The 23622-nt window shown below is 60.8% G+C and carries 18 protein-coding genes and 6 pseudogenes; 10 read left to right on the forward strand and 14 right to left on the reverse strand.

The features are described 5' to 3' along the window. Positions 1-42 precede the first annotated feature (42 nt). Positions 43-380, forward strand: a pseudogene (locus JFV26_RS30710) (FKBP-type peptidyl-prolyl cis-trans isomerase). 180 nt (positions 381-560) lie between these two features. Here the strand turns inward: JFV26_RS30710 and JFV26_RS30715 are convergent. Next, positions 561-707 carry a hypothetical protein gene (locus JFV26_RS30715; protein ID WP_201197347.1) on the reverse strand — a complete coding sequence of 49 codons (147 nt, stop codon included), beginning with the start codon at positions 705-707 and terminating at the stop codon, positions 561-563. Between the two features lie 213 nt (positions 708-920). On the opposite strand from JFV26_RS30715, the gene JFV26_RS30720 reads away from it, so the two are divergent. After that, positions 921-1196, forward strand: coding sequence for a metal/formaldehyde-sensitive transcriptional repressor (locus JFV26_RS30720; protein WP_201197348.1), 276 nt, complete (start codon positions 921-923; stop codon positions 1194-1196). 13 nt (positions 1197-1209) lie between these two features. Further along, positions 1210-2139, forward strand: a complete 930-nt coding sequence (dmeF, locus tag JFV26_RS30725; protein ID WP_201197349.1) for a CDF family Co(II)/Ni(II) efflux transporter DmeF — start codon at positions 1210-1212, stop codon at positions 2137-2139. Between the two features lie 4 nt (positions 2140-2143). Here dmeF and JFV26_RS30730 read toward each other — a convergent pair. After that, positions 2144-3261 (reverse strand): annotated as a pseudogene (locus JFV26_RS30730) (cytochrome P450). Between the two features lie 82 nt (positions 3262-3343). Here JFV26_RS30730 and JFV26_RS30735 point away from each other — a divergent pair. Continuing rightward, complete coding sequence (locus tag JFV26_RS30735; RefSeq protein ID WP_201197350.1) at positions 3344-4105, forward strand: ArsR/SmtB family transcription factor; 762 nt, start codon at positions 3344-3346, stop codon at positions 4103-4105. A 71-nt stretch (positions 4106-4176) separates the two neighbouring features. On the opposite strand, the gene JFV26_RS30740 is transcribed toward JFV26_RS30735, so the two are convergent. The 6 genes and pseudogenes from JFV26_RS30740 to JFV26_RS30765 all read right to left on the reverse strand — a co-directional run bounded on the left by JFV26_RS30740 (position 4177) and on the right by JFV26_RS30765 (position 11076). Continuing rightward, a complete protein-coding gene (locus JFV26_RS30740) occupies positions 4177-4518 on the reverse strand; it encodes a hypothetical protein (protein ID WP_201197351.1) in 342 nt (113 codons plus the stop codon). Between the two features lie 126 nt (positions 4519-4644). Next, the gene (locus JFV26_RS30745) at positions 4645-5664 is read right to left on the reverse strand and encodes a branched-chain amino acid aminotransferase (RefSeq protein ID WP_169368974.1); all 1020 of its coding nucleotides are present in this window, start codon (positions 5662-5664) and stop codon (positions 4645-4647) included. Between the two features lie 459 nt (positions 5665-6123). Continuing rightward, complete coding sequence (gene lpdA / locus JFV26_RS30750; protein ID WP_201197352.1) at positions 6124-7506, reverse strand: dihydrolipoyl dehydrogenase; 1383 nt, start codon at positions 7504-7506, stop codon at positions 6124-6126. Positions 7507-7509: 3 nt separating this feature from the next. Further along, the gene (locus tag JFV26_RS30755) at positions 7510-8781 is read right to left on the reverse strand and encodes a dihydrolipoamide acetyltransferase family protein (protein ID WP_201197353.1); all 1272 of its coding nucleotides are present in this window, start codon (positions 8779-8781) and stop codon (positions 7510-7512) included. After that, positions 8782-9840 carry an alpha-ketoacid dehydrogenase subunit beta gene (locus tag JFV26_RS30760; protein ID WP_201197354.1) on the reverse strand — a complete coding sequence of 353 codons (1059 nt, stop codon included), beginning with the start codon at positions 9838-9840 and terminating at the stop codon, positions 8782-8784. A gap of 1 nt (position 9841) precedes the next feature. After that, positions 9842-11076 (reverse strand): annotated as a pseudogene (locus JFV26_RS30765) (thiamine pyrophosphate-dependent enzyme). A 186-nt stretch (positions 11077-11262) separates the two neighbouring features. Between JFV26_RS30765 and bkdR the strand changes: the two are divergent. Further along, entirely contained in the window at positions 11263-11751 is a 489-nt protein-coding gene (gene bkdR / locus JFV26_RS30770; protein WP_201197355.1) for a Bkd operon transcriptional regulator BkdR, read from the forward strand. 198 nt (positions 11752-11949) lie between these two features. On the opposite strand, the gene JFV26_RS30775 is transcribed toward bkdR, so the two are convergent. Then, positions 11950-12813, reverse strand: a complete 864-nt coding sequence (locus JFV26_RS30775) for an MBL fold metallo-hydrolase (RefSeq protein ID WP_201197356.1) — start codon at positions 12811-12813, stop codon at positions 11950-11952. Positions 12814-12916: 103 nt separating this feature from the next. On the opposite strand from JFV26_RS30775, the gene JFV26_RS30780 reads away from it, so the two are divergent. The 5 genes and pseudogenes from JFV26_RS30780 to nahK all read left to right on the forward strand — a co-directional run bounded on the left by JFV26_RS30780 (position 12917) and on the right by nahK (position 19443). After that, positions 12917-13252, forward strand: a complete 336-nt coding sequence (locus tag JFV26_RS30780; RefSeq protein WP_201197357.1) for an ArsR/SmtB family transcription factor — start codon at positions 12917-12919, stop codon at positions 13250-13252. Between the two features lie 212 nt (positions 13253-13464). Next, positions 13465-14708 (forward strand): annotated as a pseudogene (locus JFV26_RS30785) (FAD-dependent oxidoreductase). Positions 14709-14746: 38 nt separating this feature from the next. Then, positions 14747-15522 (forward strand): annotated as a pseudogene (locus tag JFV26_RS30790) (sulfite exporter TauE/SafE family protein). Between the two features lie 192 nt (positions 15523-15714). Further along, a pseudogene (gene nosP / locus JFV26_RS30795) lies at positions 15715-16877 on the forward strand (nitric oxide-sensing protein NosP). After that, positions 16846-19443 carry a hybrid sensor histidine kinase/response regulator NahK/ErcS' gene (gene nahK, locus JFV26_RS30800; protein ID WP_201197697.1) on the forward strand — a complete coding sequence of 866 codons (2598 nt, stop codon included), beginning with the start codon at positions 16846-16848 and terminating at the stop codon, positions 19441-19443. The pseudogene nosP and the gene nahK overlap by 32 nt, the downstream one beginning before the upstream one ends. Positions 19444-19637: 194 nt before the next feature. On the opposite strand, the gene JFV26_RS30805 is transcribed toward nahK, so the two are convergent. The 5 genes from JFV26_RS30805 to JFV26_RS30825 all read right to left on the reverse strand — a co-directional run bounded on the left by JFV26_RS30805 (position 19638) and on the right by JFV26_RS30825 (position 23619). Next, positions 19638-20303 carry a response regulator transcription factor gene (locus JFV26_RS30805; protein ID WP_201197358.1) on the reverse strand — a complete coding sequence of 222 codons (666 nt, stop codon included), beginning with the start codon at positions 20301-20303 and terminating at the stop codon, positions 19638-19640. A gap of 56 nt (positions 20304-20359) precedes the next feature. Continuing rightward, positions 20360-20917 (reverse strand): PQQ-dependent catabolism-associated CXXCW motif protein, encoded by a 558-nt coding sequence (locus JFV26_RS30810; RefSeq protein WP_201197359.1) that lies wholly within the window; start codon positions 20915-20917, stop codon positions 20360-20362. A gap of 226 nt (positions 20918-21143) precedes the next feature. Beyond that, positions 21144-21935, reverse strand: coding sequence for an ABC transporter permease (locus tag JFV26_RS30815; RefSeq protein WP_201197360.1), 792 nt, complete (start codon positions 21933-21935; stop codon positions 21144-21146). Further along, positions 21932-22663 carry an ABC transporter ATP-binding protein gene (locus JFV26_RS30820; RefSeq protein WP_201197361.1) on the reverse strand — a complete coding sequence of 244 codons (732 nt, stop codon included), beginning with the start codon at positions 22661-22663 and terminating at the stop codon, positions 21932-21934. The genes JFV26_RS30815 and JFV26_RS30820 overlap by 4 nt, the downstream gene beginning before the upstream one ends. Then, the gene (locus tag JFV26_RS30825) at positions 22660-23619 is read right to left on the reverse strand and encodes a YVTN family beta-propeller repeat protein (protein WP_201197362.1); all 960 of its coding nucleotides are present in this window, start codon (positions 23617-23619) and stop codon (positions 22660-22662) included. The genes JFV26_RS30820 and JFV26_RS30825 overlap by 4 nt, the downstream gene beginning before the upstream one ends. Positions 23620-23622: the final 3 nt, after the last annotated feature.

Raw genomic sequence — 23622 nt, forward strand, 5'->3', positions numbered from 1 at the left:
CCATGAAGCCCTTTCGAGGGCGTGAACAGACGAGTGCATGTAATGAATGATGAGCTTCAGGTAATCGACCTGGTGTTGGGCGACGGCAAAGCAGCGGTCAGAGGCGCACTGATCACCACTCAATATCGCGGGTGGCTGGAAGACGGCACCGAGTTCGATTCTTCCTACAGCCGGGGAAACCTTTTCAGTGTGTGATTGGCACTGGCCGGGTGATCAAGGGCTGGGATCAGGGGATTATGGGGATGCAAGTTGGCGGCAAGCGCAAGTTGCTGGTGCCGGCGCATTTGGCCTATGGCGAGCGAGCGCTGGGGGCGATTACGCCTGATTCGAATTTGATTTTCGAGATTGAGTTGCTGGAAGTGCTGACGCGAGATGATTGAAACGTCGGCCCTGGTTTGAAACGACAAAACCCGCCATCTCGGTGAAACGTGATGGCGGGTTTTTTTGTTGTCTGGGGGAGAGATCCAAAGATCGCAGCCTTCGGCAGCTCCTACGCCGGGGTACGCGTTTCCTTGTAGGAGCTGCCGAAGGCTGCGATCTTTGGATTTTGATTTAGCGAGTCAGGTGAACACTTCAATATCATCGAACGTGTCAGTAATAGTCGCTTCAAGTGCGGGACATTTTTTCTTCGCCGAATCGAAGGCAGGCAACACGGTATTCATGTCCAGCTCATCGGCTCGATCATGTTCAATCAGCAGCGACGTCAAATCGATCCGCCTGAGTAGGCGCGGTCTGCCGGGGCGGGTGGTTTGATCGTTCCCACGCTATGGGAGCGATCAGTCAACGCTGCTCAAATGTGGACGCGATCCTACTCGCGAAGAACGCTAACGCGGTCCAGCTGTAGAAACTTCCAGTAACACCTTGCCAGCCCTGGCCATATCAGTGACTATGCTCGCCATATAGGGGTAGGGGGTATAGGTATGTCGCACATTCACGAGCACAAAGACGATCTGCTCAACCGCGTTCGGCGCATTGCCGGTCAGGTTCAGGCGGTGGAAAAGGCGCTGGAATCCGACGCCGATTGCGCCAAGACCTTGCACCTGGTCGCGGCGATCCGTGGCGCGGTCAACGGGTTGCTGGATCAGTTCATCGACGCCCATGCCCGTGAACACGTGGCCCATCCCGATCTCAGCAACGAGGAACGCGCCCAAGGCGTGGAAGAGTTGCTGCAAGCCATCCGCCGTTATTCGAAATAGAGCAGCGATCCACATGACACTGACACCTCAGGCTTCAAGTTTCACTCACGACCACGTGTTCCTCGGTGCATCCCACGATGAAAACGCCCGCCGCACATTGTGGGTGGTGGCGTTGACCTTCGTGATGATGATTGGCGAAATCGCCGCCGGTTACATCACCGGTTCCATGGCGCTGCTGGCAGACGGCTTCCACATGGCGACCCATGCGGTGGCCCTGGGTATCGCAGCGGCGGCCTACGCGTTTGCCCGGCGTCACGCCAGTAATGCGCGATTCAGTTTTGGCACCGGAAAAGTCGGTGACCTGGCCGGTTTTGCCTCGGCCATGGTGCTGGGGCTGGTGTCGCTCGGTATCGCCGGCGAGTCCATCCTGCGTCTGTTCCAGCCGACCACGGTGGCCTTCACCGAAGCGACGATCATTGCGGTGGTGGGGCTTGCGGTAAATATCGCCAGCGCCTTTCTACTGGCGGGCAATCATGGTCATCACGGCCATGATCACGGCCACAGCCACGACCATGGTCATCATCATGACAACAATCTGCGTTCAGCCTACGTCCACGTGCTGGCCGATGCCTTGACCTCGATCCTGGCCATCGCCGCGTTGCTGGCAGGCCGCTACCTGGGCTGGGTCTGGCTCGATCCGGCGATGGGCATCGTCGGCGCCATCGTGATCGCGAAATGGGCCTATGGCCTGATACGTGACAGCGCCGCGGTGCTGCTCGATACCACCGATGAACACGTGGCCGAGGAAATTCGTGAGTTGCTGGAGTCGACGGGGGACGTGACCATCAGCGACCTGCACGTCTGGCAGGTCGGCCCTGATGCGCGGGCGGCGATTGTCAGCGTGGTCGCGGCGGCCAGCGTCAGTGCCGAGGTGATTCGCGAGCGTCTGGCGCCGGTTCACGAGTTGTCTCATCTGACGGTGGAACACCGCACCGCCGCGTAAGCGTTCATGTTTGTCCCTCGCTGAACAGCGGAATACGACCGTTCAAGGATGGGCGGTAGTGCCAGGTCAAACGCTCCAGCGCAGGTTTCATCGCCAGAATCTGCGTCAGCGTGGCGGTGGCGATACTCAATGCCAGCCTCTGCCCGGGCATTGGTGGCGGCCGGAACCGAAGGTAAAGCTGCGACGATTCGGACGGTCGAGAAGAAAAACGTCAGGGTTGTCATTGAGCTGCGAATCGCGGTTGGCTGAGGCCAGCAACACCAGGATCGCGTCGCTGGGGTTCAGGCTCACGCCGGCTATTTCGCAAGGTGCGGCGACGAAACGACGGGTGTTCTGCACCGATGGATCGAAGCGTTGGACTTCTGAAATCAGAACGTCAATGGATGCCGAATCACGCTGCAACGATGGATTGCGAATCAACGTCACCAACGCATTACCGATCAGCCCAGCCGTGGCTTCATAGGCCTGGGAGCACAGCCCGATCAGATTGGCGATCAGCCTCTCGTTATCCGAAGCACCGAACCGCTGCTTGATGTCGCTCAACAGTGGGCTTTGCGCGCCCGGATCATCCAGCAACTCAATGAAATAACCCCGCAACTGTTCAGTCGCCCCATGCGCAGCATCTAGTTGAGCCTGGCTACTCAGCGGCGATAGGCAGGCCACGAAGTCCGCCGTCAACTCACTGATCATCCGACCCTGAGCAGGGGAGAACCCCAACAACGCCGCCATCACGCACACCGGACCGCGGAACATCGCTTTTGACAGACCCTCGGCGTCCGGGGTGATCAACCGCGCATTGACCAACGCTTGCACTTCATTCCGGTCGATCAACGCCAGTCCCGGCTCAATCGCCGACCTCGGGCAGCGCTGCGGTTCACCTTCATTCATCCGCATCAACCGACCGAATACTTCGCCGGCCAATCCTTCAACAATCGTCTTGGGCACCGGCTCACTCAGCGGGCGCACCTGGCAGTCCGGATGCGCGAACACCGCCGCCACGGCGTCAGCACTGCTGGCCACCCACAGTTTCAGTCCTTGATGAAAAACCAGCCCACCCTCGGCGCGCAGTTGCGCGTAATACGGGTAAGGGTCGGCATGAGTCGCAGCGATGATCGGGTCCATGGGTCGCAGCCTTGTTCGTGGTGGGAAAAGTGTTGCTACTATCTCCAGTCCAACCAGGCCTTGATTCGTCCGGGAGCGAAATATGAACGTTGAACAACACGACATCGGCGTTTCTCAAGTGGCGGCCGCGATTGCGGAGCCGGCCCGGACGAAAATCCTCTGCTCGTTGATGGACGGCCACGCCCGCACCAGCACCGAGCTGGCGGCGATTGCCGAGGTCAGTGCCTCCACCGCCAGCGCGCACTTGGCCAAACTCAAGGAATCGGCGCTGGTGCGGCTGCACGTTCAGGGCCGCCATCGTTATTACAGCCTCGCGGACAAGCGTGTGGCCCAAGCACTGGAAGCCTTGATGGTGCTCGGCCAGAACGCCGCGCCGACGTTCAATTCGCGCACCCCCGATCGCCTGCAATTCGCCCGTACTTGCTACGACCACATGGCGGGCACCCTGGCGGTGTTGCTGCATGACCGGATGATCGAGGCGGGGTGGTTGCTGGAAACCGATGAGCAGGTTTATCAACTGAGCGAGAGCGGCGAGACGTTTTTCGAGGGCTTGGGGGTTGAGGTCAAGGATTTGAGCGCGTTGCGCCGGCGTTTTGCCTGCCCATGCCTGGACTGGAGCATGCGCCGGCCGCATTTGGGCGGTTCGCTGGGGGCGGCGTTGTTGCAAACGGCGATCAAGCGCAAATGGGTGGTCCAGGATCTGGACAGTCGGGCGTTGGCGTTGACGGCGCTTGGGCGCAAGGAACTGGGTGCGCGGTTTGATTTGGAGGTGCCGGATCAGTCGATTCAACTGGTCAAGATCAAAAGATCGCAGCCTTTGGCAGCTCCTACGGGGGGCATGTGATTCGTTACGGAGATTGGGCTGCGGCGTGATTCATGTAGGCGCTGGCGCAGCCTGCGATCTTTTGATCTGCCCTACGCCCGGAAATCCCAGACGATTTCCACCACCCGTATCGCCAACACCAGATAAATCAGAAACAAGACCACCTGAAACGCTGTGTGATACGGCAACCGGGACAAGCGCCGCAAACCGTCGCTGACATTGAGCACCATCAACAGCGCCGACACCGCGATCAGCGACCAGCCCGCGACGTCCGCGGCGAACAGTCCGAGGAACATGTGATGGCCGCTGTGCAGTGCATTAGTGCCTGCCGCGAGCAGCAAGGCGCACACCAGCAGGTTCTTGATGTTGTCGAACACCTGCGTGGTGAACTCGGTGTCCAGCAAGGCCAGATACTTTCGCCAGAGTTTGCCCATGGTGTTGGTGGCGCCTATTGATTGGTAGTCAGCAATTTTAGTGAGCTTTTACAGGTATGCACGAACGAAAAAACCGGCCATCAAAGTGATGGCCGGGCTTTTTGTTCGAACGGGCAGCGCGTCAGGTCAAACCTTGACGATCCAGCCCGCTGGCGCTTCGATGTCGCCGGTCTGTACACCGGTCAGCTCTTTATAGAGCTTCTGGGTGACCGGGCCGACTTCGGTTTCGCTGTGGAACACGTGCAGGTGATCGTTGTAGCTGATGCCGCCGATTGGCGTGATCACGGCCGCGGTGCCGCAAGCACCGGCTTCCTTGAAGTCCGACAGTTTGTCGATCAACACGTCGCCTTCGACCACTTCCAGGCCCAGGCGCGATTTCGCCAGCTCGATCAACGACAGACGGGTAATGCCCGGCAGTACCGAAGGGGACTTCGGCGTGACGAACTTGTTGTCGTGGGTGATCCCGAAGAAGTTGGCCGAGCCGACTTCTTCGATTTTGGTGTGGGTCATTGGGTCCAGGTAGATGCAGTCGGCAAAGTGCGCCTTCTTGGCTTGGGAGCCGGGCATCAGGCTGGCGGCATAGTTGCCACCGACCTTGGCCGCGCCGGTGCCTTGTGGGGCTGCGCGGTCGAAGCTGGAGATCAGGAAGTTGTGCGGGGTCAGGCCGCCCTTGAAGTAGGCACCGACCGGAATGGCGAAGATCGAGAAGATGAATTCGGGAGCGGTGCGCACGCCGATGTTGTCACCCACGCCGATCACGAACGGACGCAGGTACAGCGCGCCGCCAGTGCCGTAAGGCGGGATGAAACGCTCGTTGGCGCGGACCACCGCCTTGCAGGCTTCGATGAACTGCTCGGTTTCCACGAACGGCATCAGCAGGCGAGCGCAGCTGCGCTGCATGCGCAGGGCGTTCTGGTCCGGGCGGAACAGGTTGATCGAGCCGTCCTTGCAACGATAGGCCTTCATGCCTTCGAAGCACTGCTGGCCATAGTGAAGGGCAGTCGAGCCTTCGCTGATGTGCAGCACGTTATCTTCGGTCAGGGTGCCTGCGTCCCACTCGCCATTGCGCCAGTACGACAAGAAACGCTTGTCTGTCTTGATGTAGTCAAAACCCAGCTTGTCCCAATTGATGCTTTCGTTACCCATGACACCCTCTATCGCTTAACAACCGCCGAAACGGTTCAAGGCTTCTGACGTTTTTCTGGATGGGGACAACAATACTTCATTCCGGGGCTGTTTCGCAGCCCGCAATTCGTTCTCTACGACCATCGACGCACTCGATGTAATGCATTCGCTGCTGACAACGCGCCCGCCGTAGCAGCTGTCGAGCACCGCGAGGCAGCGTTCGACGACGAAGTCGTCGCAAAACCTGCCATCGCGGTCTTACAGATTGACCGCGTCAGCCGGATTACGACGAAGTCGTCGCAAAACCTGCCATCGCGGTCTTTCAGATTGACCGCGTCAGCCGGATTACGACGAAGTCGTCGCAAAACCTGCCACCGCGGTCTTACAGATTGACCGCGTCAGCCGGATTACGACGACTTCGTCGCCGAACGCTGCCTCGCTCCGCTCGACAGCTGCTACACACAGGGTTTGCGTTCGGTTTTAGAGGTGCAGCGCGTGCCCAAGTGCACGCAATGCCGCTTCCTGCACCGCCTCGCCCAGTGTCGGGTGCGCATGAATGGTGCCGGCGATGTCTTCCAGCCGGGCGCCCATTTCCAGGCTCTGGCCGAACGCCGTCGACAACTCCGAAACCCCGACACCGACCGCTTGCCAACCCACAATCAGATGATTGTCCCGACGCGCGACCACCCGCACGAAGCCGGTTTTCGACTCCAGGGTCATCGCCCGGCCATTGGCCGCGAACGGGAAGCTCGAAACGATGCAGTCCAATCCGGCAGCCTTGGCCTCGTCCGGGGTCTTGCCGACCACCACCAGTTCCGGGTCGGTAAAGCACACGGCGGCGATGGCGGTCGGGTTGAACTCGCGGGATTTGCCGCTGATCAACTCGGCGACCATTTCGCCCTGGGCCATGGCCCGGTGCGCGAGCATCGGTTCGCCGCTCAGGTCGCCGACGGCGTAGACGTTGCGCATGCTGGTCTGGCAGCGGTTGTCGATCTTGATCGCCGAACCATTCATCGCCAGGTTCAGTCCTTCCAGGTTCCAGCCCTGGGTGTTCGGCTTGCGACCGACCGCTACCAGGACCTGATCCGTTTCAAGGTTCAGCACGTCGCCATTCGGGTCAAGAACTTGAAGTGTTTTTTTATCAGAATCAAAGCCTTGCACGCTGTGCTTCAAGTAAAGCGTCACGCCAAGTTGCTTGAGCGCTTCGTGCACCGGCTGAGTCAATTCGGCGTCGTAGGCCGGCAGGATGCGATCCTGAGCCTCGACCACACTGACTTCGGCGCCGAGCTTGCGATAGGCGATCCCGAGCTCCAGACCGATGTAACCGCCACCGACTACGATCAGCCGTTCAGGCACGCTTTTCGGCGCCAGGGCTTCGGTGGAAGAGATGATCGGCCCGCCAATCGGCAGCATCGGCAGGTGCACACTCTTGGAACCGGTGGCCAGTACCAGGTGCTCGCACTGAATCCGCGTGTCGCCGACTTCAACGGTTTTACCGTCGATCACCTTCGCCCAGCCTTGAACAACCTGGACTTTGTGCTTCTTCAATAGCGCCGAAACGCCAGTGGTCAGGCGATCAACGATGCCGTCCTTCCACTCGACGCTTTTAGTGATGTCGAGGGTTGGCGCCGAAACGCTGATGCCCAGGGCTGAATGCTGACTGTGGTGCTGCGTCTGGTGAAACTGCTCGGCGACGTGAATCAGCGCCTTCGATGGAATGCAGCCGATGTTCAGGCAGGTACCGCCCAACGATTCGCCTTCCACCAGGATGGTCGAAATACCCAACTGACCGGCACGAATCGCCGTCACATAACCGCCAGGGCCGCCGCCGATGATCAGCAGCGTGGTGTTCAGAGTTTGCATCACTTACTCCACAAACAAGGTTGCGGGTTGTTCGAGCAAGCCACGAATGGCCTGGATGAATTGCGCCGCGTCCATGCCATCGACCACCCGGTGATCGAAGGAACTGGAGAGGTTCATCATCTTGCGAATCACGATCTGGCCTTTGACCACCATCGGACGTTCGACGATTTTGTTCACGCCGACGATCGCCACTTCAGGCAGGTTCAGCACTGGAGTGCTGACGATACCGCCCAACGCGCCAAGGCTGGTCAGGGTGATCGATGAGCCGGACAACTCATCGCGGCTGGCCTTGCCATTGCGCGCAGCGGTGGCCAAGCGTGAGATTTCCGAGGCGCTGTCCCACAAGCTGCGAGCTTCGGCGTGACGCACCACCGGCACCATCAAACCGATATCGCTTTGCGTGGCAACGCCGACATGCACCGCGCCGAGGCGGGTGATGACTTGGGCTTCGTCGTCGTAACGGGCATTGATCTGCGGGAAGTCGCGCAGGGCAACGACCAGGGCGCGGACCAGGAACGGCAGCAACGTCAGCTTGCCGCGGCTCGCGCCATGTTTTTCGTTCAGGTGTGCGCGCAGTTCTTCCACGGCGGTGACGTCGATTTCCTCGACATAACTGAAGTGGGCCGCGCGTTGGGTGGCGTCCTGCATGCGCTGGGCGATCTTGCGGCGCATGCCGATCACCGGGATTTGCTCTTCGTCGCTACGCCGGGCGTAAGCGGCGGTAGCGGTCGAGGCATTCGACTGACCCTCGGCCAGGTAGGCGTCGAGGTCTTCGTGCAGTACGCGACCGGCAGGGCCGGTGCCACGCACCAGACGCAACTGGATGCCGAGGTCCAGCGCATGTTTACGTACGGCCGGGGAGGCCAGCGGACGTTCATCGGCGTCACGGGCAACCATCGGGCCCTGACAAACCGCAGTACGAGGCGCTGCTACGGGCTTGCTTGCAGCTACGACTTCAACTTTAGGAGGCGCCGCAACCGGTGCTTCTTTCACCGCAGCCGCAGGCTGCGAGGACGCTTTAAAGTTGCCCGCGCCTTCAACTTCAATGCTGATCAAAATGCTGCCAACCGCCATGACTTCGCCAGGCACACCGCCCAGGGAGATGACCTTGCCATGCACCGGCGAAGGGATGTCTACCATCGCCTTGTCGGTCATCACATCGGCCAGCACCTGATCTTCGACAACCATGTCGCCAACCTTGACGTGCCACACCGACAATTCTACTTCTGCAATGCCTTCGCCAATGTCCGGCATTTTAATAACGTGCGTGCCCATTCAGACCTCCATAACCCGTTTCAACGCCGCGCCCACTCGGGACGGACCAGGGAAATACGCCCACTCTTGCGCGTGCGGGTAGGGGGTGTCCCAACCGGTGACGCGTTCGATCGGCGCTTCCAGGTAGTGGAAGCAATGTTCCTGCACCAGCGCGACCAGTTCCGCGCCGAAACCGCAGGTGCGGGTGGCTTCGTGAACGATCACGCAACGGCCGGTTTTCTTGACCGACTTGACGATGGTGTCCAGGTCCAGCGGCCACAGGCTGCGCAGGTCGATGACTTCGGCGTCGACACCGCTTTCTTCAGCGGCGACTTGCGACACGTAAACCGTGGTGCCGTAGGTCAGGATGGTCACGTCCTTGCCTGGGCGGGCGATGGCGGCAACGTCCAGCGGCACGGTGTAGTAACCGTCTGGCACTTGTGCGGCCGGGTGTTTCGACCATGGGGTTACCGGGCGGTCGTGGTGGCCGTCGAACGGGCCGTTGTACAGGCGTTTTGGCTCAAGGAAAATCACCGGGTCATCGTTTTCGATGGAGGCGATCAGCAAGCCTTTGGCGTCGTAAGGGTTGGACGGCATGACCGTGCGCAATCCGCAGACCTGGGTGAACATCGCCTCGATACTTTGGCTGTGGGTCTGGCCACCGTAGATGCCGCCGCCACAAGGCATGCGCAGGGTCATCGGCGCGGTGAACTCGCCGGCCGAGCGATAGCGCAGGCGCGCGGCTTCGGAAATGATCTGGTCGGATGCCGGATAAACGTAATCGGCGAACTGAATCTCGGCCACCGGCCGCAGACCGTAGGCGCCCATGCCGACGGCGACGCCGACGATCCCGCTTTCGGAGATCGGCGCATCGAACACTCGGGAGGTGCCGTACTTGCTTTGCAAACCTTCGGTGCAGCGGAACACGCCGCCGAAGTAACCCACGTCCTGGCCGAACACCACGACGTTGTCGTCGCGCTCAAGCATCACGTCCATGGCCGAGCGCAGGGCCTGGATCATGGTCATGGTGGTCGTGGTCATGGCGGTTTCCAGCTCGATATGGTTGTTGTGGTCGTTCATGTCAGATCCCCAACTCTTGACGCTGGCGCTTCAAGTGCTCCGGCATCTCTTTGTAGACGTCTTCGAACATGGTCGCGGCGCTTGGCGTCTGGCCACCGGCGAGGGTGCCGTACTGCTCGGCTTCTTTCTGTGCGGCGATCACTTCGGCTTCCAGTTCGGCGCTGACGGCGGTGTGTTCCTCTTCGGACCACTGGCCGATTTTCACCAGGTGCTGCTTGAGGCGCGCAATCGGGTCGCCCAACGGGAAGTGGCTCCAGTCGTCGGCAGGGCGGTATTTCGAAGGGTCATCGGAGGTCGAGTGCGGGCCGGCGCGGTAGGTGACCCATTCGATCATGGTCGGGCCGAGGTTGCGGCGCGCGCGTTCGGCGGCCCAGGCAGAGGCGGCGTAGACCGCGACGAAATCGTTGCCATCAACCCGCAGGGAGGCGATGCCGCAGCCGACGCCACGACCGGCGAACGTGGTGGCTTCACCCCCGGCAATTGCCTGGAACGTGGAGATCGCCCACTGGTTGTTGACCACGTTGAGGATTACTGGTGCCCGGTAAACGTGGGCGAAGGTGAGGGCGGTGTGGAAGTCCGATTCAGCGGTGGCGCCGTCACCGATCCAGGCCGAAGCGATTTTGGTGTCGCCCTTGATCGCCGATGCCATGCCCCAGCCCACACCCTGTACGAACTGGGTGGCGAGGTTGCCGGAAATGGTGAAGAAACCGTGATCGCGTACCGAGTACATGATCGGCAACTGACGACCCTTGAGCGGATCGCGCTCGTTGGACAGCAGTTGGCAGATCAGGTCCACCAGCGGCACTTCGCGGGCCATCAGGATGCTTTGCTGACGGTAGGTGGGGAAGCACATGTCGTCGATGTTCAAGGCCAGGGCCTGGGCGCTGCCGATGGCTTCTTCGCCAAGGCTTTGCATGTAGAACGACATTTTTTCTGACGCTGGGCGACCACCATGCGGTTGTCGAAAATCCGCGTCTTGAGCATGGCGCGCATGCCTTTGCGCAGGATCTCGACCGGGACGCCTTCAGCCCACGGACCGAGGGCATTGCCCTGGTCGTCGAGCACGCGAATCAGGCCCTTGGCCAGATCAGCCGTGTCGGCCGGTTCAACGTCGATTGGGGGTTTGCGCACCGTACCGGCGTCAGTCAGCCGCAGGTAGGAGAAGTCGGTTTTGCAGCCTGGGCGGCCCGACGGTTCGGGCACGTGCAACTGCAGCGGTTCATACGCTTGGTTCATGGCTTCTACGCTCGATCTTGTGAATTTCTTGTAGTGAGCTGGCAGTCCTTCCACGGATGATGGAAATCTTGTCCTACAAACATCATAGGCCCGGCGCAGGAGAATATTTCTCTCTGTTTCGTTGCGTTGGCGGTCATTTGAGGATAAAAAATCTGCATAAACAAAAATAACAGGTGGTTTTGTCTCATGCGCAAACTGGACCGTACCGATATCGGCATTCTCAACAGCCTTCAGGAGAACGCCCGCATCACCAACGCCGAGCTCGCACGCTCGGTCAACCTGTCGCCGACACCGTGCTTTAACCGGGTCAAGGCGATGGAGGAATTAGGGCTGATTCGCGAGCAAGTCACGCTGCTGGACGCCGACCTGCTGGGGCTGCATGTGAATGTGTTCATTCATGTCAGCCTGGAGAAGCAGGTGGAAGAGGCGCTGGCGCATTTCGAAGAGGCGATTTCGGATCGCCCGGAAGTGATGGAGTGTTATTTGATGGCCGGCGACCCGGATTATCTGATCCGGGTGTTGGTGCCGACCATTCAGTCGCTGGAGCGCTTCATGATGGACTTCCTGACCAAAGTCCCCGGTGTCGCCAACATCCGCTCGAGCTTTGCGCTCAAGCAAGTGCGCTACAAGACGGCGCTGCCGTTGCCGGCGAATGGCTTGACCCTTGGCGCCTAAACACAACCCCCGTAGCAGCTGTCGAGCACCGCGAGGCAGCGTTCGGCGCGGGCCGCGATCGGACGAAGCCGTCGTAATCCATCCCACGCGGTTTACCTGAAAGAACACGGTCGCTGATTTTACGACGGCTTCGCCGCCGAACGCTGCCTCGCGGTGCTCGACAGCTGCTACGGGTCTACAGGGGGCGGGGTTAGGAGGTCAGAGTTTATTCAGGGGAATCTTCAGGTACGTCACGCCGTTATCCTCGGCCGGCGGCATATTCCCCGCCCGCACATTCACCTGAATTGCCGGCAGCAACAGGTTCGGCATGCCCAACCCGGCATCGCGCAGGGTACGCATGGCGACGAACGCCGCCTCATCAATGCCGTCATGCACGTGGATGTTGCTCTTGCGTTGCTCACCCACCGTGGTTTGGCATTCAGGCTCGCGCCCCTCAGGCGGGTAGTCATGGCAAACGTAAAGCCGCACGCCAGCCGGGAAGGCCAGCAACGTGTGGATCGAGGCGAACATCTGGTTCGCATTGCCGCCCGGAAAGTCGCAACGCGCGGTGCCGACATCCGGCATGAACAGCGTATCGCCTACCAGAATTACATCACCGTCGATCAAATAAGCCATGTCCGCCGGCGTGTGGCCGGGCACATGCAGGGCCGTGGCCTTGAGGTTGCCGATCATGAACGATTCGTTCGGCGCGAACAGGTGATCGAACTGCGAGCCATCCACACAAAATTCCGGCTCCAGATTGAACAGGGTCTTGAACACGCCCTGGACCTTGCTGATCGACTGCCCAATCGCAATCTTCCCGCCCAGTTCCCGGCGCAGATAGGGCGCGGCAGACAGGTGATCGGCGTGGGCGTGGGTTTCCAGCAACCATTGCACCTGCAACTGGCGGGCGCGCACGAAGGCGATGATCCGGTCGGCCTGGACTGTCGCGGTGCGCCCGGCGGCCGGGTCGTAATCGAGCACGGTGTCGACAATCGCGCAGTGCCCGCCCGCCTGCTCGTAGACAACGTAGCTGTAGGTCGAAGAGGCGGGGTCGAGGAAGGCTTCAATCTGCGCGGACATGGAATCGGACCTGTGAAAAGGGCGGGAAGACAGTAACCGGTTGCAACACTTTATGTTTACACATAATGTCTGCAGCTTAAGTGACGTCGAAGGCATCCTGCAAATGCAATCCAGTCTGACCGAATGTGAAGTCGCCCAATTGCGGGTATCGGCCTCCAAAGCTTGCGCGCTGCTCAAGGCTTTGGCCAATGAGGATCGCTTGCTGATTCTCTGCCAGTTGACCCAGGGCGAGCGCAACGTCGGCGAACTGGAAACCATGACCGGCGTACGCCAGCCCACACTGTCCCAACAGCTGGGTATTTTGCGCGATGAAGGCCTGGTCGCGACCCGCCGCGAAGGCAAGTACATTTTCTATGGCCTGGCCAGTCATGAAGTGATTCAGGTAATGAAAACGCTGTCCGGCCTGTATTGCGGAGCGGTTCAAAAAAGCTGGGGTTAACCACACCTTTATGTAGCAGCTGGCGAAGCCTGCGTTCGGCTCGGGCCGCGTTCGGACGAAGCAGTCGTAAATCAGACAATGCGGTTTATCAGGAAGACCGCGTCGTCAGGGTTTACGACTGCTTCGTCCGAACGCAGGCTTCGCCAGCGGCTACAAAGTAAGGGTGTGCCTGACCCAGCCACATGCGTGCAGCAGTAAAAAGGGAACAACCTATGAACGATCAACACTGGGGCCCAACCATCAGTGCAGACATCGTGGTGATAGGCGGCGGCACGGCAGGGATTGGTTTTGTCGCCAGCCTGCTCAAGCGCGATCCGTCGTTGAACATTACCGTTATCGAACCCAGTGCCGAGCATTACTACCAACCGGCCTGGACCTTGGTCGGCGGTGGCGCCTACACGCTGGAAGACACCGTACGCCCGATGTCCAGCGTCATGCCGCGTCAAGCCACCTGGTTGCAGGCATCGGTCACTGACATCGCCGCCGACCGCCAGTACCTGACCCTCGACGACGGCCGCACCGTTGGCTATCAAAACCTCATCGTCTGCCCCGGCCTGCGCCTGGCCTGGGAGAAGATCGAAGGCTTGCAGGAAGCCCTTGGCCAGCACGGTGTGACGTCCAATTACAGCTACCGGCACGCGGCCTACACCTGGGAACTGGTCAAGGGGTTGCGCGGCGGCAAGGCGATCTTCACCCAGCCACCGATCCCGATCAAATGTGCCGGAGCGCCGCAAAAGGCCTTGTACCTGTCCTGCGATCACTGGTTGAAAAGTGGTGTGCTGAACAAGATCGACGTCGAGTTCAACCTGGCCGGTGCCGCGTTGTTCGGTGTACCAACGTTCGTGCCGCCGCTGATGAAGTACATCGAAAAATACAACGCACGGCTGGCTTTCACCTCCAACCTGATCAAGGTGGATGGCCCGGCGAAAGCCGCGTGGTTTGAGGTCAAGGACGCTGCCGGTAACGTCACTGTCGAGGAAAAACCTTCGATATGCTGCACGTCGTGCCGCCGCAGGTTGCTCCGGATTTCATCCGGCAAAGCCCCTTGGCCGACGCCGCCGGCTGGTGCGAAGTGAACATGCACACGCTGCAACACGTGCGTTATCCCGAGGTCTTCGGCCTGGGCGATATCTGCTCCACCAGCAACGCGAAAACCGCTGCCGCCGTGCGCAAGCAGATCGTGGTGGTGGCCGAAAACCTGCTGGCCCTGCGCAAACAACAGCCGCTGCCGCTCAAGTACGACGGCTACGGTTCGTGCCCGCTGACGGTGGAGAAGGGCAAAGTGATCCTCGCCGAGTTTGGCTATGCCGGCAAGTTGCTGCCGACCTTTCCTCTTGACCCGACCGTAGCCCGTCGTTCGGCCTGGTGGCTGAAGGCGAGCCTGCTGCCGTGGTTTTACTGGAACGGCATGCTCAAGGGCCGCGAATGGCTGACGGCTTTGTCCGAGGTCGATTGAGAGAACCCTATGCTGCTGGCAAGTTTTTTGGTGTGCTGATGGGCCTGGTGCTCGGTTTGACCGGGGCCGGGGGCGGGATTCTGGCGGTGCCGGCGTTAGTGCTGGGGCTCGGCTGGAGCATGACGCAAGCGGCGCCGGTCGCATTATTTGCGGTGGGTAGCGCGGCGGCGGTCGGTGCCATCGACGGTTTGCGCCACGGTCTGGTGCGCTATCGTGCGGCGCTGTTGATCGCTTTGCTGGGCGCACTGTTTTCGCCGCTGGGCATTTACTTTGCCCATCAGTTGCCGGAAAAATCCTGATGATCCTGTTCAGCCTGCTGATGGTCATGGTGGCCTGGCGGATGCTGCGCCGTGAACGCCAGGACGAAGGTCCGAACGACCATGGCCACGCCAACTGGGGCCAGAAGAACTGCATGCTCGATCAACAGACCGGCCGCTTTTCCTGGACCGCCAAATGCACCGCGACCCTGGCGGCACTCGGCGCGGTCACCGGGGTGGTATCGGGATTGCTGGGGGTGGGTGGCGGCTTTCTGATCGTCCCGGCGTTCAAGCAACTGACCGACGTGCAGATGCGCGGGATCATCGCCACGTCGTTGATGGTGATCAGCCTGATCTCGGCGATCGGCGTGATCGGCGCGTTTCATGCGGGCGTGCGGATCGACCGTTTGGGCGTGGCGTTTATCCTCGCCAGCATTGTCGGCATGGTCATGGGTCGCAAGCTGTGCGCCCTGGTGCCGGCCCGAACATTGCAAGTGGGCTTCGCCAGTGTCTGCGTCGTGGTTGCCGCTTACATGCTGTTTAAAGCGGGTCTCTAGCCGGCAGCCTGGTAAACGCAGATCCACTGTGGGAGCAAGCCCGCTCCCACAGTGGAATTGTGGTGTCTGGTGGATTTTGCACAACCACTCTCATCCCATCGAAGCGCCTGACCGCTACCCAAGTAGCATACGTCCCGGCCCGCAGGCTTCGTACACTCGCACCTCATACATGCGCACCTGCGGGAGGCGACGATGCAGCAGGTCCAGAGTGAAGGTGTGGTCAGTGCAATGTCCCAGGCCACCGATGCCCAGCAGGCGGCGCAGGAGTTGGCGCGACAGCTGTTGCATCCGCATCTGGGCTTTGTGCTGTTTTTCTGTTCCGCCGAGTACGACTTGCAGGCGCTGGGCCAGGCCTTGCAACAGAGCTTCGGCGGGATTCGCCTGGTGGGTTGCACCAGCGCCGGGGAGATCACCCCGCAAGGTTACGGCCGCAACTGCGTGACGGCGGTGGGTTTCGATCATCGGCATTTCTCCATCGCCATCGAACTGATCGACGAGATGGAGCGTTTCAGCCTGATCGATGCCCAGCAAATGGTCGAACGATTGGTGAGTGGCTGCCGCAGCAACACCCTGGCGCCGATCAAGGGCAACAGCTTTGCCCTGACGCTGCTCGATGGCCTGTCCAGCCGTGAGGAAATGGTCCTCGCCGCGTTGAGTGCCGCCTTGGGCGACATTCCGCATTTCGGCGGTTCCGCCGGCGATGACAACTACCTGACCCACACCCACGTGTATTTCGGCGGCGAGTTCCACAGCGGCGCGGCGGTGGTGGTGCTGGTCAACACCTGGCTCGACTTCGAAGTCTTCACCACGCACCACATCCTGCCCCGCGAGGAAAAACTGGTGGTCACCGGCGCTGACAGCGCGTTGCGGCGGGTCTTTGAACTGAACGCCGAGCCCGCTGCCCAGGAATACGCGCGCCACATCGGGGTGCCGGTGGCCGAGCTCGATCACCGGATTTTCGCCGCGCATCCGTTGGCGGTGCGGATCAACGAACAGTATTACGTGCGCGCCATCCAGCAGGTTCACCCGGACCTGAGCCTGAGCTTCTATTGTGCCGTGGAAAACGGCATCGTCCTCACCGCCATGACCCCGGGCCGATGCTGCCAAACCTGCAAGCGCTGTTTGAAGGGTTGCAGGAGCGCCTGGGCGATCTGTTGCTGACCATCGGCTGCGATTGCTTTCTCAGGCGCCTGGAACTGGAAGAACGCGGCAGTCTGGAACCGATCGGGGCGTTTTTGCGTGAGCATCGGGTGATGGGTTTCAACACCTACGGAGAACAGTTCAATGGCATGCACATCAACCAGACCTTCACCGGGGTTGCCATTGCCCGAGGCCGTTCCCCTGGACAGCGTTGAGCTCCAGGCGCAGATCGCCAGCCTGCAGCGCGACAACCACAAATTGCAGCGCATCAATGGCGCGCTGATCGAACGCATCGAATCCGGCATCACCCGTGGCAACGACCCGTATGCGGCGTTCCAGCATTCGGTGGTGTTGGCCGAGCAGGTCCGCGAGCGCACCGACGCCTTGAACCAGGCCATGGCCGAGCTCAAGGCCGGCAATCACTTGCTCAGCGACGCGCGGTTACGGGCCGAAACGGCGCATCAACACTTGATCGATGCCATCGAGAGCATTTCCGATGCCTTCGTGCTGTTCGACGAAAACCAGCGGATCGTGCTGTTCAACAGCCGCTTCAAGTCCTTCTGGGGCAATAGCCGGGTGCGGATCATCGCCGGCATGCACCTGGCCGAGGTCAAGCGCTTGATGACGGCCACCGGGTTATTCACCGAAGAACCTCGCGGCCAGGCCGAGCAGAATTTGCTGTATCGCCTGCAGAATGGCCGCTGGCTGCAAGTCAGCGAACGGCCGACCCAGGAAGGTGGGCGGGTGATTCTGTTCACCGACATCACCGACGTCAAACTCAGCGAAACCGTGCGCCGCGAGCAAGCCGTGGCGCAGAAATCGCATTTGCTGCAACGGGCCGTGGATAACCTGTCCCAAGGTGTGGCGATGGTCAACGCCGAAGGCATCCTGGAGTTGTGGAACCGGCGTTTCCTTGAACTCAGCGGCCTGGCGCCGGTGGCGGCTCATCGGCCATTCGCGCAAGTGATCGCCGACAGCGAATTGAACCTGCTGACTCCGGCCAGTCGTGACAGCAACGGGCGGCCAGTGCAGGAGTGCGAACAGCGTCTCGACGATGGCCGGGTCCTGGAAATCCGCACCCATCCGCTGCCTACCGGCGGTTTCGTCAATACCTTCACCGATATCACCGAACGCTACCAGCACGCCGAGGCGCTTAGCGAAAGCGAACGCTGGATTCGCCTGATCACCGACCATGTCCCGGCGCTGATCGCCTACCTGAACGCCGATCTGGTCTACGAGTTCACCAACAAGGTTTATGAACAGTGGTACTGCTGGCCCCGGGGAGTGATGCTCGGGCAGAGCCTGCGCGAAGTGCACAGCGAACAGCATTACCAACGCCTGGAAGCCTATGTGGCCCGGGCTCTGGCCGGTGAGAGCGTGACCTTCGAGTTCGCCGAAACCAACATCAACAACCAGGAGCGCTACATGCTGCGCTCCTATGTGCCCAATCGCCTGGCGACCGGGGAAGTGGTGGGTATTTTCGTCTTGATCCGCGACATCACCGAACGCCGCCGCACCGCCGAGGCCTTGCACCAGGCTTATCAAAACCTTGAGCTGCGGGTGCGCGAACGCACGGCGGAACTGACCACCCTCAACGACCAGTTGCTGCGCGAGATTGACGAGCGTCGCCACGCGGAATCCCGCCTGCGCGAAGCCAAACTCGAAGCCGAACAGGCCAACCTGTCAAAGACCAAGTTTCTCGCCGCCGTCAGCCACGACCTGCTGCAACCGTTGAACGCCGCACGGCTGTTTACCAGCGCCTTGCTGGAACGCCGGGAGCCGGTGGCCAACGCGATTCTGGTGCGCAATGTCAGCAATTCCCTGGAAGACGTGGAAAGCCTGCTGGGCACCCTGGTGGACATTTCCAAACTCGATGCCGGGGTGATCAAGGCCGACATTGCGCCCTTTGCCCTCAGTGAATTGCTGGAAAACCTCGCCGCCGAATACACCCAGGTAGCATGCAGTGAAGGACTTGAGCTGCATTTCGTCCGGTGTTCGGCGCTGGTGCGCAGCGACATTCAGTTGCTGGCGCGGATCCTGCGCAATCTACTGAGCAACGCGATTCGCTACACCTACAGCGGTCGCGTGGTGCTCGGTTGCCGGCGCCATCATCAGCGCTTGTCGATTGAAGTCTGGGACAGCGGCATGGGCATTGCCGAAAACCGCCTGGAGGAGATTTTCCAGGAGTTCAAGCGCGGTGATGTGCAGCGCCCGGATCAGGATCGCGGGTTGGGCCTGGGCCTGGCGATTGTCGAAAAAATCGCCGGGATTCTCGGGCACCGGATTCATGTGCGGTCGTGGCCGGGCAAGGGCTCGATGTTTTCCGTCGAAGTACCGCTCAGTGCCACGGCGCCCAAGGCATTGCCGAGTTTACTGATGAGCGAGCCGATGCTTGAACGCCTGCGTGGCGCGCGGGTGTGGGTGCTGGACAACGACGCAGCCATTTGCGCGGGGATGCGCACGTTGCTGGAAGGCTGGGGTTGTCTGGTGGTGACGGCGCTGTCGGAGCAGGACCTGGCGCGACAGGTCGACAACTATCACGAAGAGGCCGACTTGCTGATTGCCGACTATCACCTGGACGACGACCAGAACGGCGTCGATGCCGTGGCCCGGATCAACGCCCGGCGCGGCGCGGCCATTCCGGCGATGATGATCACGGCCAACTACAGCAATGAACTCAAATTGCAGATCCGTGAGTTGGGGCACACCCTGATGCATAAGCCGGTGCGGCCGATGAAACTCAAGACGGCGATGAGTCATTTGCTCGGCCCACCCCGATAACTTGAGTCGCCCCCCGACCTGTAGCAGCTGGCGAAGCCTGCGTTTGGCTGCGAAGCAGTCGTAAACCCTGACGACGCGGTCTTCCTGATAAGCCGCATTGTCTGATTTACGACTGCTTCGTCCGAACGCGGCCCGAGCCGAACGCAGGCTTCGCCAGCTGCTACAGGGGGCGTCCTGCGCTCAGGAATTGTGTTTCAGCGCCGCAGATAAGACCCGAAATCAATATCCCCGGCACTCAGGATCGCCTGCACCCGGTTGTGCACATTGAGTTTGCGCAGGATCGCCGAGACGTGGGCCTTGACCGTGGTTTCGGCGATTTCCAGGGTGTAGGCGATCTGTTTGTTCGACTCGCCCTTGGTCATGCGTTCAAGCACCAGCAACTGTTTGCGGGTCAGGGCCTGGAGCAGTTCCGGCGGGAAACTCGGGTTGTCGTTCATTCGCCGGTGGGTGCCGGGTTTTTGCGTGCGGATGATGTCCGGCGGCAGGTACACATTACCGTTGAGAATCTGCTGGATCGCCTCGGTCATTTGCAGCCGTGGCGAGGATTTGGTGATGAACCCCACCGCGCCATAGGTGATGGCTTGCAGCACGATCTGCTTGTCCTGCTCGGCCGAGACGATCACCACCGGAATGGTCGGCGCCTCGTTGCGCAGGTTGATCAGGCCGTTAAGGCCGTGCATGCCGGGCATGTTCAGGTCCAGCAAAATCAGGTCCAGGTCGTCGTGTTCCCGGGTCAGCAACAGGGCGCTGTCCAGGTCGGCCGTTTCCATCACTTCGCTGCCGGGGAAACCGTCGCTGATCACGTTATGAATGGCTTCGCGAAACAGCGGGTGATCGTCGGCAATCAGAATTTTGTACATGGCCTTTCACCTCATTATTGTGTTTTTGGGTGGGGCAACAACGTGCAAGTGTTCAGTCAGGGAAAGGGCTCGGGCTGGGCCGGCGCAACGGGCAGGTTCGCCGCTTGCCAGGCATCCAGGCCATCGCGATACCAATACACTGACTTATAGCCCATGGCGGCGGCGCGTTTTACCGCGTTCCAGCTCAACCAGCAATCGGCGCGGCAGTAGAAGACCAAGGGGTGCTGCACATCGCCGTCGGTGAATGTGTCCAGATTACGCGCAAACCAGGCCTGCCAGTCGGGCGTCAGCTCCCCGTCGCCGGTATTGGCCAGCCAGTGGCTGCCGGGCAGGTTCTCGTGGGGCTGGTCTTCGATAAAACGCCCTTGCAGCCATTGGCGGCGGTAGACGTCGATCAGCACGGGTCTCGGGGTTTGGCTGAGCAGGGTTTGCAAGGCGGGCGTGTCGATGATGGCCGCGCCTTGCAGTTGATTCGGCGTCGGGCTGCGGTACAGGCCAATGCGGTAGCCTTCGGCGGAAAATAGCGCGGTGTCGGCGTGCGCGGTGCTCAGCAGCAGGCCGAGGGACAGGGCCGTGAGGCAAGGGCGAAACAGACGACGTCGGGCACGCGGCATGGGGGTTCAATCCTTATCGTTATGAACCCATTACATGCCAGTCCCGGTGCGATTGGAATGCGACGATAGACAGGTAAACCAGTACTAAAGTAGTAAATTCCCCCTGATTGATGGAGATCCCCTGTGGGAGCGGGCTTGCTCGCGAAAGCGTCAGTTCAGTCGACAAAAATGTTGCCTGATACACCGCCTTCGCGAGCAAGCCCGCTCTCACAGGGGATTTGTGTTGTCAGTTGGATTTGCGCAGGACCGCGTGTTGCGGGTTGAAGGTGAGCACTGCGAGCAGCACGAACAACAGCGTCAACCCCACGCACACCGCCAGCGCCAACGGATTAAAGCGTTCATACAGGGCAAACCGCACCGTTTCCACGGCATGGGTGAACGGGTTCAACGCACACAGCCAATACAACCACTCGCTGGACTCGCGCATTTTCCACAGCGGATACAGTGCCGACGACAGGAAAAACAGCGGGAAGATTACGAAGTTCATCACCCCGGCGAAGTTCTCCAACTGGCGGATCGCGTTGGACAGCAACAGCCCCAGTGCGCTGAGCATCAACGCCACCAGCAACAACGCCGGCAACGCGATCACCAGGCCCAGGGCCGGTGGTTGCACGCCGTACACCCAGGCAATCGCGAGGAAGGCATACACCTGCAACAACGAAATCAGCGACGTCGCCAACAGTTTGCTACACAGCAGGAAGGTCCGGGGCAGGGGACTGGTCAGCAGCACGCGCATGCTGCCCATCTCCCGGTCGTAGACCATTGACAGCGAACCTTGCATGCCGTTGAACAGCAGGATCATGCAGGCCAGTCCGGGAATGATGTACACCTCATACGGAATGTAGGTGTCGTAAGGCTCGATGATCGCAATGCCCAGCGCCGCGCGAAACCCGGCGGCGAACACCAGCAGCCACAGCAGCGGCCGCACCAGCGCACTGAGAAACCGCGTGCGCTGCAACACAAAGCGCAGCCATTCGCGCAATACGATGCCGTTGAAACACTGCCAGTAAGCATTCATCGCGCGGCTCCTGATGTCGTCAGTCGAGTGAAGGCTGAACCGAGGTCGCCGCCGTGTTCCAGGCTCAGGGCGTCGGCTTGACCGCTGGCCACCAGCCGGCCTTGATGAAGGATCAACAAGTCGTCGCTGGCCTGCACTTCGTCAAGCAGGTGAGTGGTCCAGAGCACGCTGATGCCTTGCTCGCGGCACAGGCTGCGGATGTGTTGATTGAGTGCCAGGCGACTGGCCGGGTCGAGGCCGACACTGGCTTCATCCAGCAGTAACAGGCGCGGCTCGTGCAGCAACGCCCGGGCGATTTCCACCCGCCGCCGATGGCCGCCATTGAGCTCGCGGACCCGTTCGCGGCGGCGTTCGGTCAGCGCCTGGCGGGCCAACTCGGCGTCGACCCGCAGGCCGGTCTCGCGCCGGGACAGGCCGTGCAGCGCGGCGTGGTAGCGCAGGTTTTGCTCGACGCTGAGGTCCAGGTCCAGGGTGCTTTGTTGAAACACCACGCCCAATTGCTTGAGCGCCGGGCGCGGTGCATCGCGCAACGAACAGCCGCCGACCCGGATGTCCCCGCGCTGCAAATCGTAGAGCCGGGTCAGCAGGGCAATCAGCGTCGATTTGCCCGCACCGTTGGGCCCCAGCAGCGCGGCAAAACGACCTGGCGCCAGGCTGAAACTGACCTGGCGCAACGCCTCCTTCGCGCCATAAGCGAAGCTCAGCTCGCTGACTTCCAGTGCGTTCATGGCGTGACCACCACGCCCCATGGATAACGCCCGACCTTGATCGATTTGCTGACTTTTAGGCTGTCGACATCAATCACCGACACATCGCCACTGACGCCGTTGGTGGCCAGCAATTGCTTCTGATCCGGGGTGAATGACATCTGCCAGACGCGCCGGCCCACCAGCAGGTAATCGAGCACTTCAAAGGTCTTGGCATCGACCACCGCCACGTGGTTGGCCGGGCCGAGGGCGACGAAGCCGTACTTGCCGTCGGCGCTGAGCTTGATGCCGACTGGCTGGACCTTGTCCGGGTGTACACCCTTGATCTGGAAGTTTACGGTCTTGAGGATCTTGCGGGTCGCCACGTCAAGAATCGTCACCGTGCCGCCGATTTCCGCCGAGGCCCAGAGCTGCGTACCGTCGTGGTTGAACTCGACGAACCGCGGCCGCTGATCCACCAGGGTGCTGTCGGCCAGGGTCTGGGTGCTGGTGTCGATCCAGTGCAGCATGTTGGTGGTTTCGCTGGTGTTCACCGCCCACTTGCCGTCGGGGCTGACCGCCATGCCTTCGGGTTCGACGCCGACGTTGATCTGGCTCAGCACCCTGGAGGTTTCGGTGTCGATCACCGTCACCAGCGCGTCGTCTTCGTTGGAGACGTACAGCCAGCGATTATTCGGGTGCAGGGCGAATTGCTCGGGGTCCTTGCCTGAAGGCAGCTCCTTGATGATCTTGCGCGTGGTCACGTCCATGACCTGGACCCGGTCTGAATCACTGGCGCAGATGTACAGCAGTTTGCTGTCATGGGACAACAGCAGGCCGCGCGGGCGCTGGCCGACGGGCAAGGTGTCGGTGACTTGCAGGGTCTGCATGTCGATCAGGCTCAGCGTGTTGTCCTTTTCGTTGGAGACCCAGGCGGTGCTGGCCACGGCGTGCCCGGCGGCAAGCAGCAGGGCGCATGAGAGCAGGGTAAGGCGCATGGC

The organism is Pseudomonas sp. TH31 (genome assembly GCF_016650815.1).
Lineage (GTDB): Bacteria > Pseudomonadota > Gammaproteobacteria > Pseudomonadales > Pseudomonadaceae > Aquipseudomonas.

Coding starts and splice junctions, on each gene's coding strand:
- JFV26_RS30720 (WP_201197348.1), top strand. CDS start 921: ATGTCGCACATTCACGAGCACAAAGACGATCTGCTCAACCGCGTTCGG.
- dmeF (WP_201197349.1), top strand. CDS start 1,210: ATGACACTGACACCTCAGGCTTCAAGTTTCACTCACGACCACGTGTTC.
- JFV26_RS30735 (WP_201197350.1), top strand. CDS start 3,344: ATGAACGTTGAACAACACGACATCGGCGTTTCTCAAGTGGCGGCCGCG.
- JFV26_RS30740 (WP_201197351.1), bottom strand. CDS start 4,518: ATGGGCAAACTCTGGCGAAAGTATCTGGCCTTGCTGGACACCGAGTTC.
- JFV26_RS30745 (WP_169368974.1), bottom strand. CDS start 5,664: ATGGGTAACGAAAGCATCAATTGGGACAAGCTGGGTTTTGACTACATC.
- lpdA (WP_201197352.1), bottom strand. CDS start 7,506: ATGCAAACTCTGAACACCACGCTGCTGATCATCGGCGGCGGCCCTGGC.
- JFV26_RS30755 (WP_201197353.1), bottom strand. CDS start 8,781: ATGGGCACGCACGTTATTAAAATGCCGGACATTGGCGAAGGCATTGCA.
- JFV26_RS30760 (WP_201197354.1), bottom strand. CDS start 9,840: ATGAACGACCACAACAACCATATCGAGCTGGAAACCGCCATGACCACG.
- bkdR (WP_201197355.1), top strand. CDS start 11,263: ATGCGCAAACTGGACCGTACCGATATCGGCATTCTCAACAGCCTTCAG.
- JFV26_RS30775 (WP_201197356.1), bottom strand. CDS start 12,813: ATGTCCGCGCAGATTGAAGCCTTCCTCGACCCCGCCTCTTCGACCTAC.
- JFV26_RS30780 (WP_201197357.1), top strand. CDS start 12,917: ATGCAATCCAGTCTGACCGAATGTGAAGTCGCCCAATTGCGGGTATCG.
- JFV26_RS30805 (WP_201197358.1), bottom strand. CDS start 20,303: ATGTACAAAATTCTGATTGCCGACGATCACCCGCTGTTTCGCGAAGCC.
- JFV26_RS30810 (WP_201197359.1), bottom strand. CDS start 20,917: ATGCCGCGTGCCCGACGTCGTCTGTTTCGCCCTTGCCTCACGGCCCTG.
- JFV26_RS30815 (WP_201197360.1), bottom strand. CDS start 21,935: ATGAATGCTTACTGGCAGTGTTTCAACGGCATCGTATTGCGCGAATGG.
- JFV26_RS30820 (WP_201197361.1), bottom strand. CDS start 22,663: ATGAACGCACTGGAAGTCAGCGAGCTGAGCTTCGCTTATGGCGCGAAG.
- JFV26_RS30825 (WP_201197362.1), bottom strand. CDS start 23,619: ATGCGCCTTACCCTGCTCTCATGCGCCCTGCTGCTTGCCGCCGGGCAC.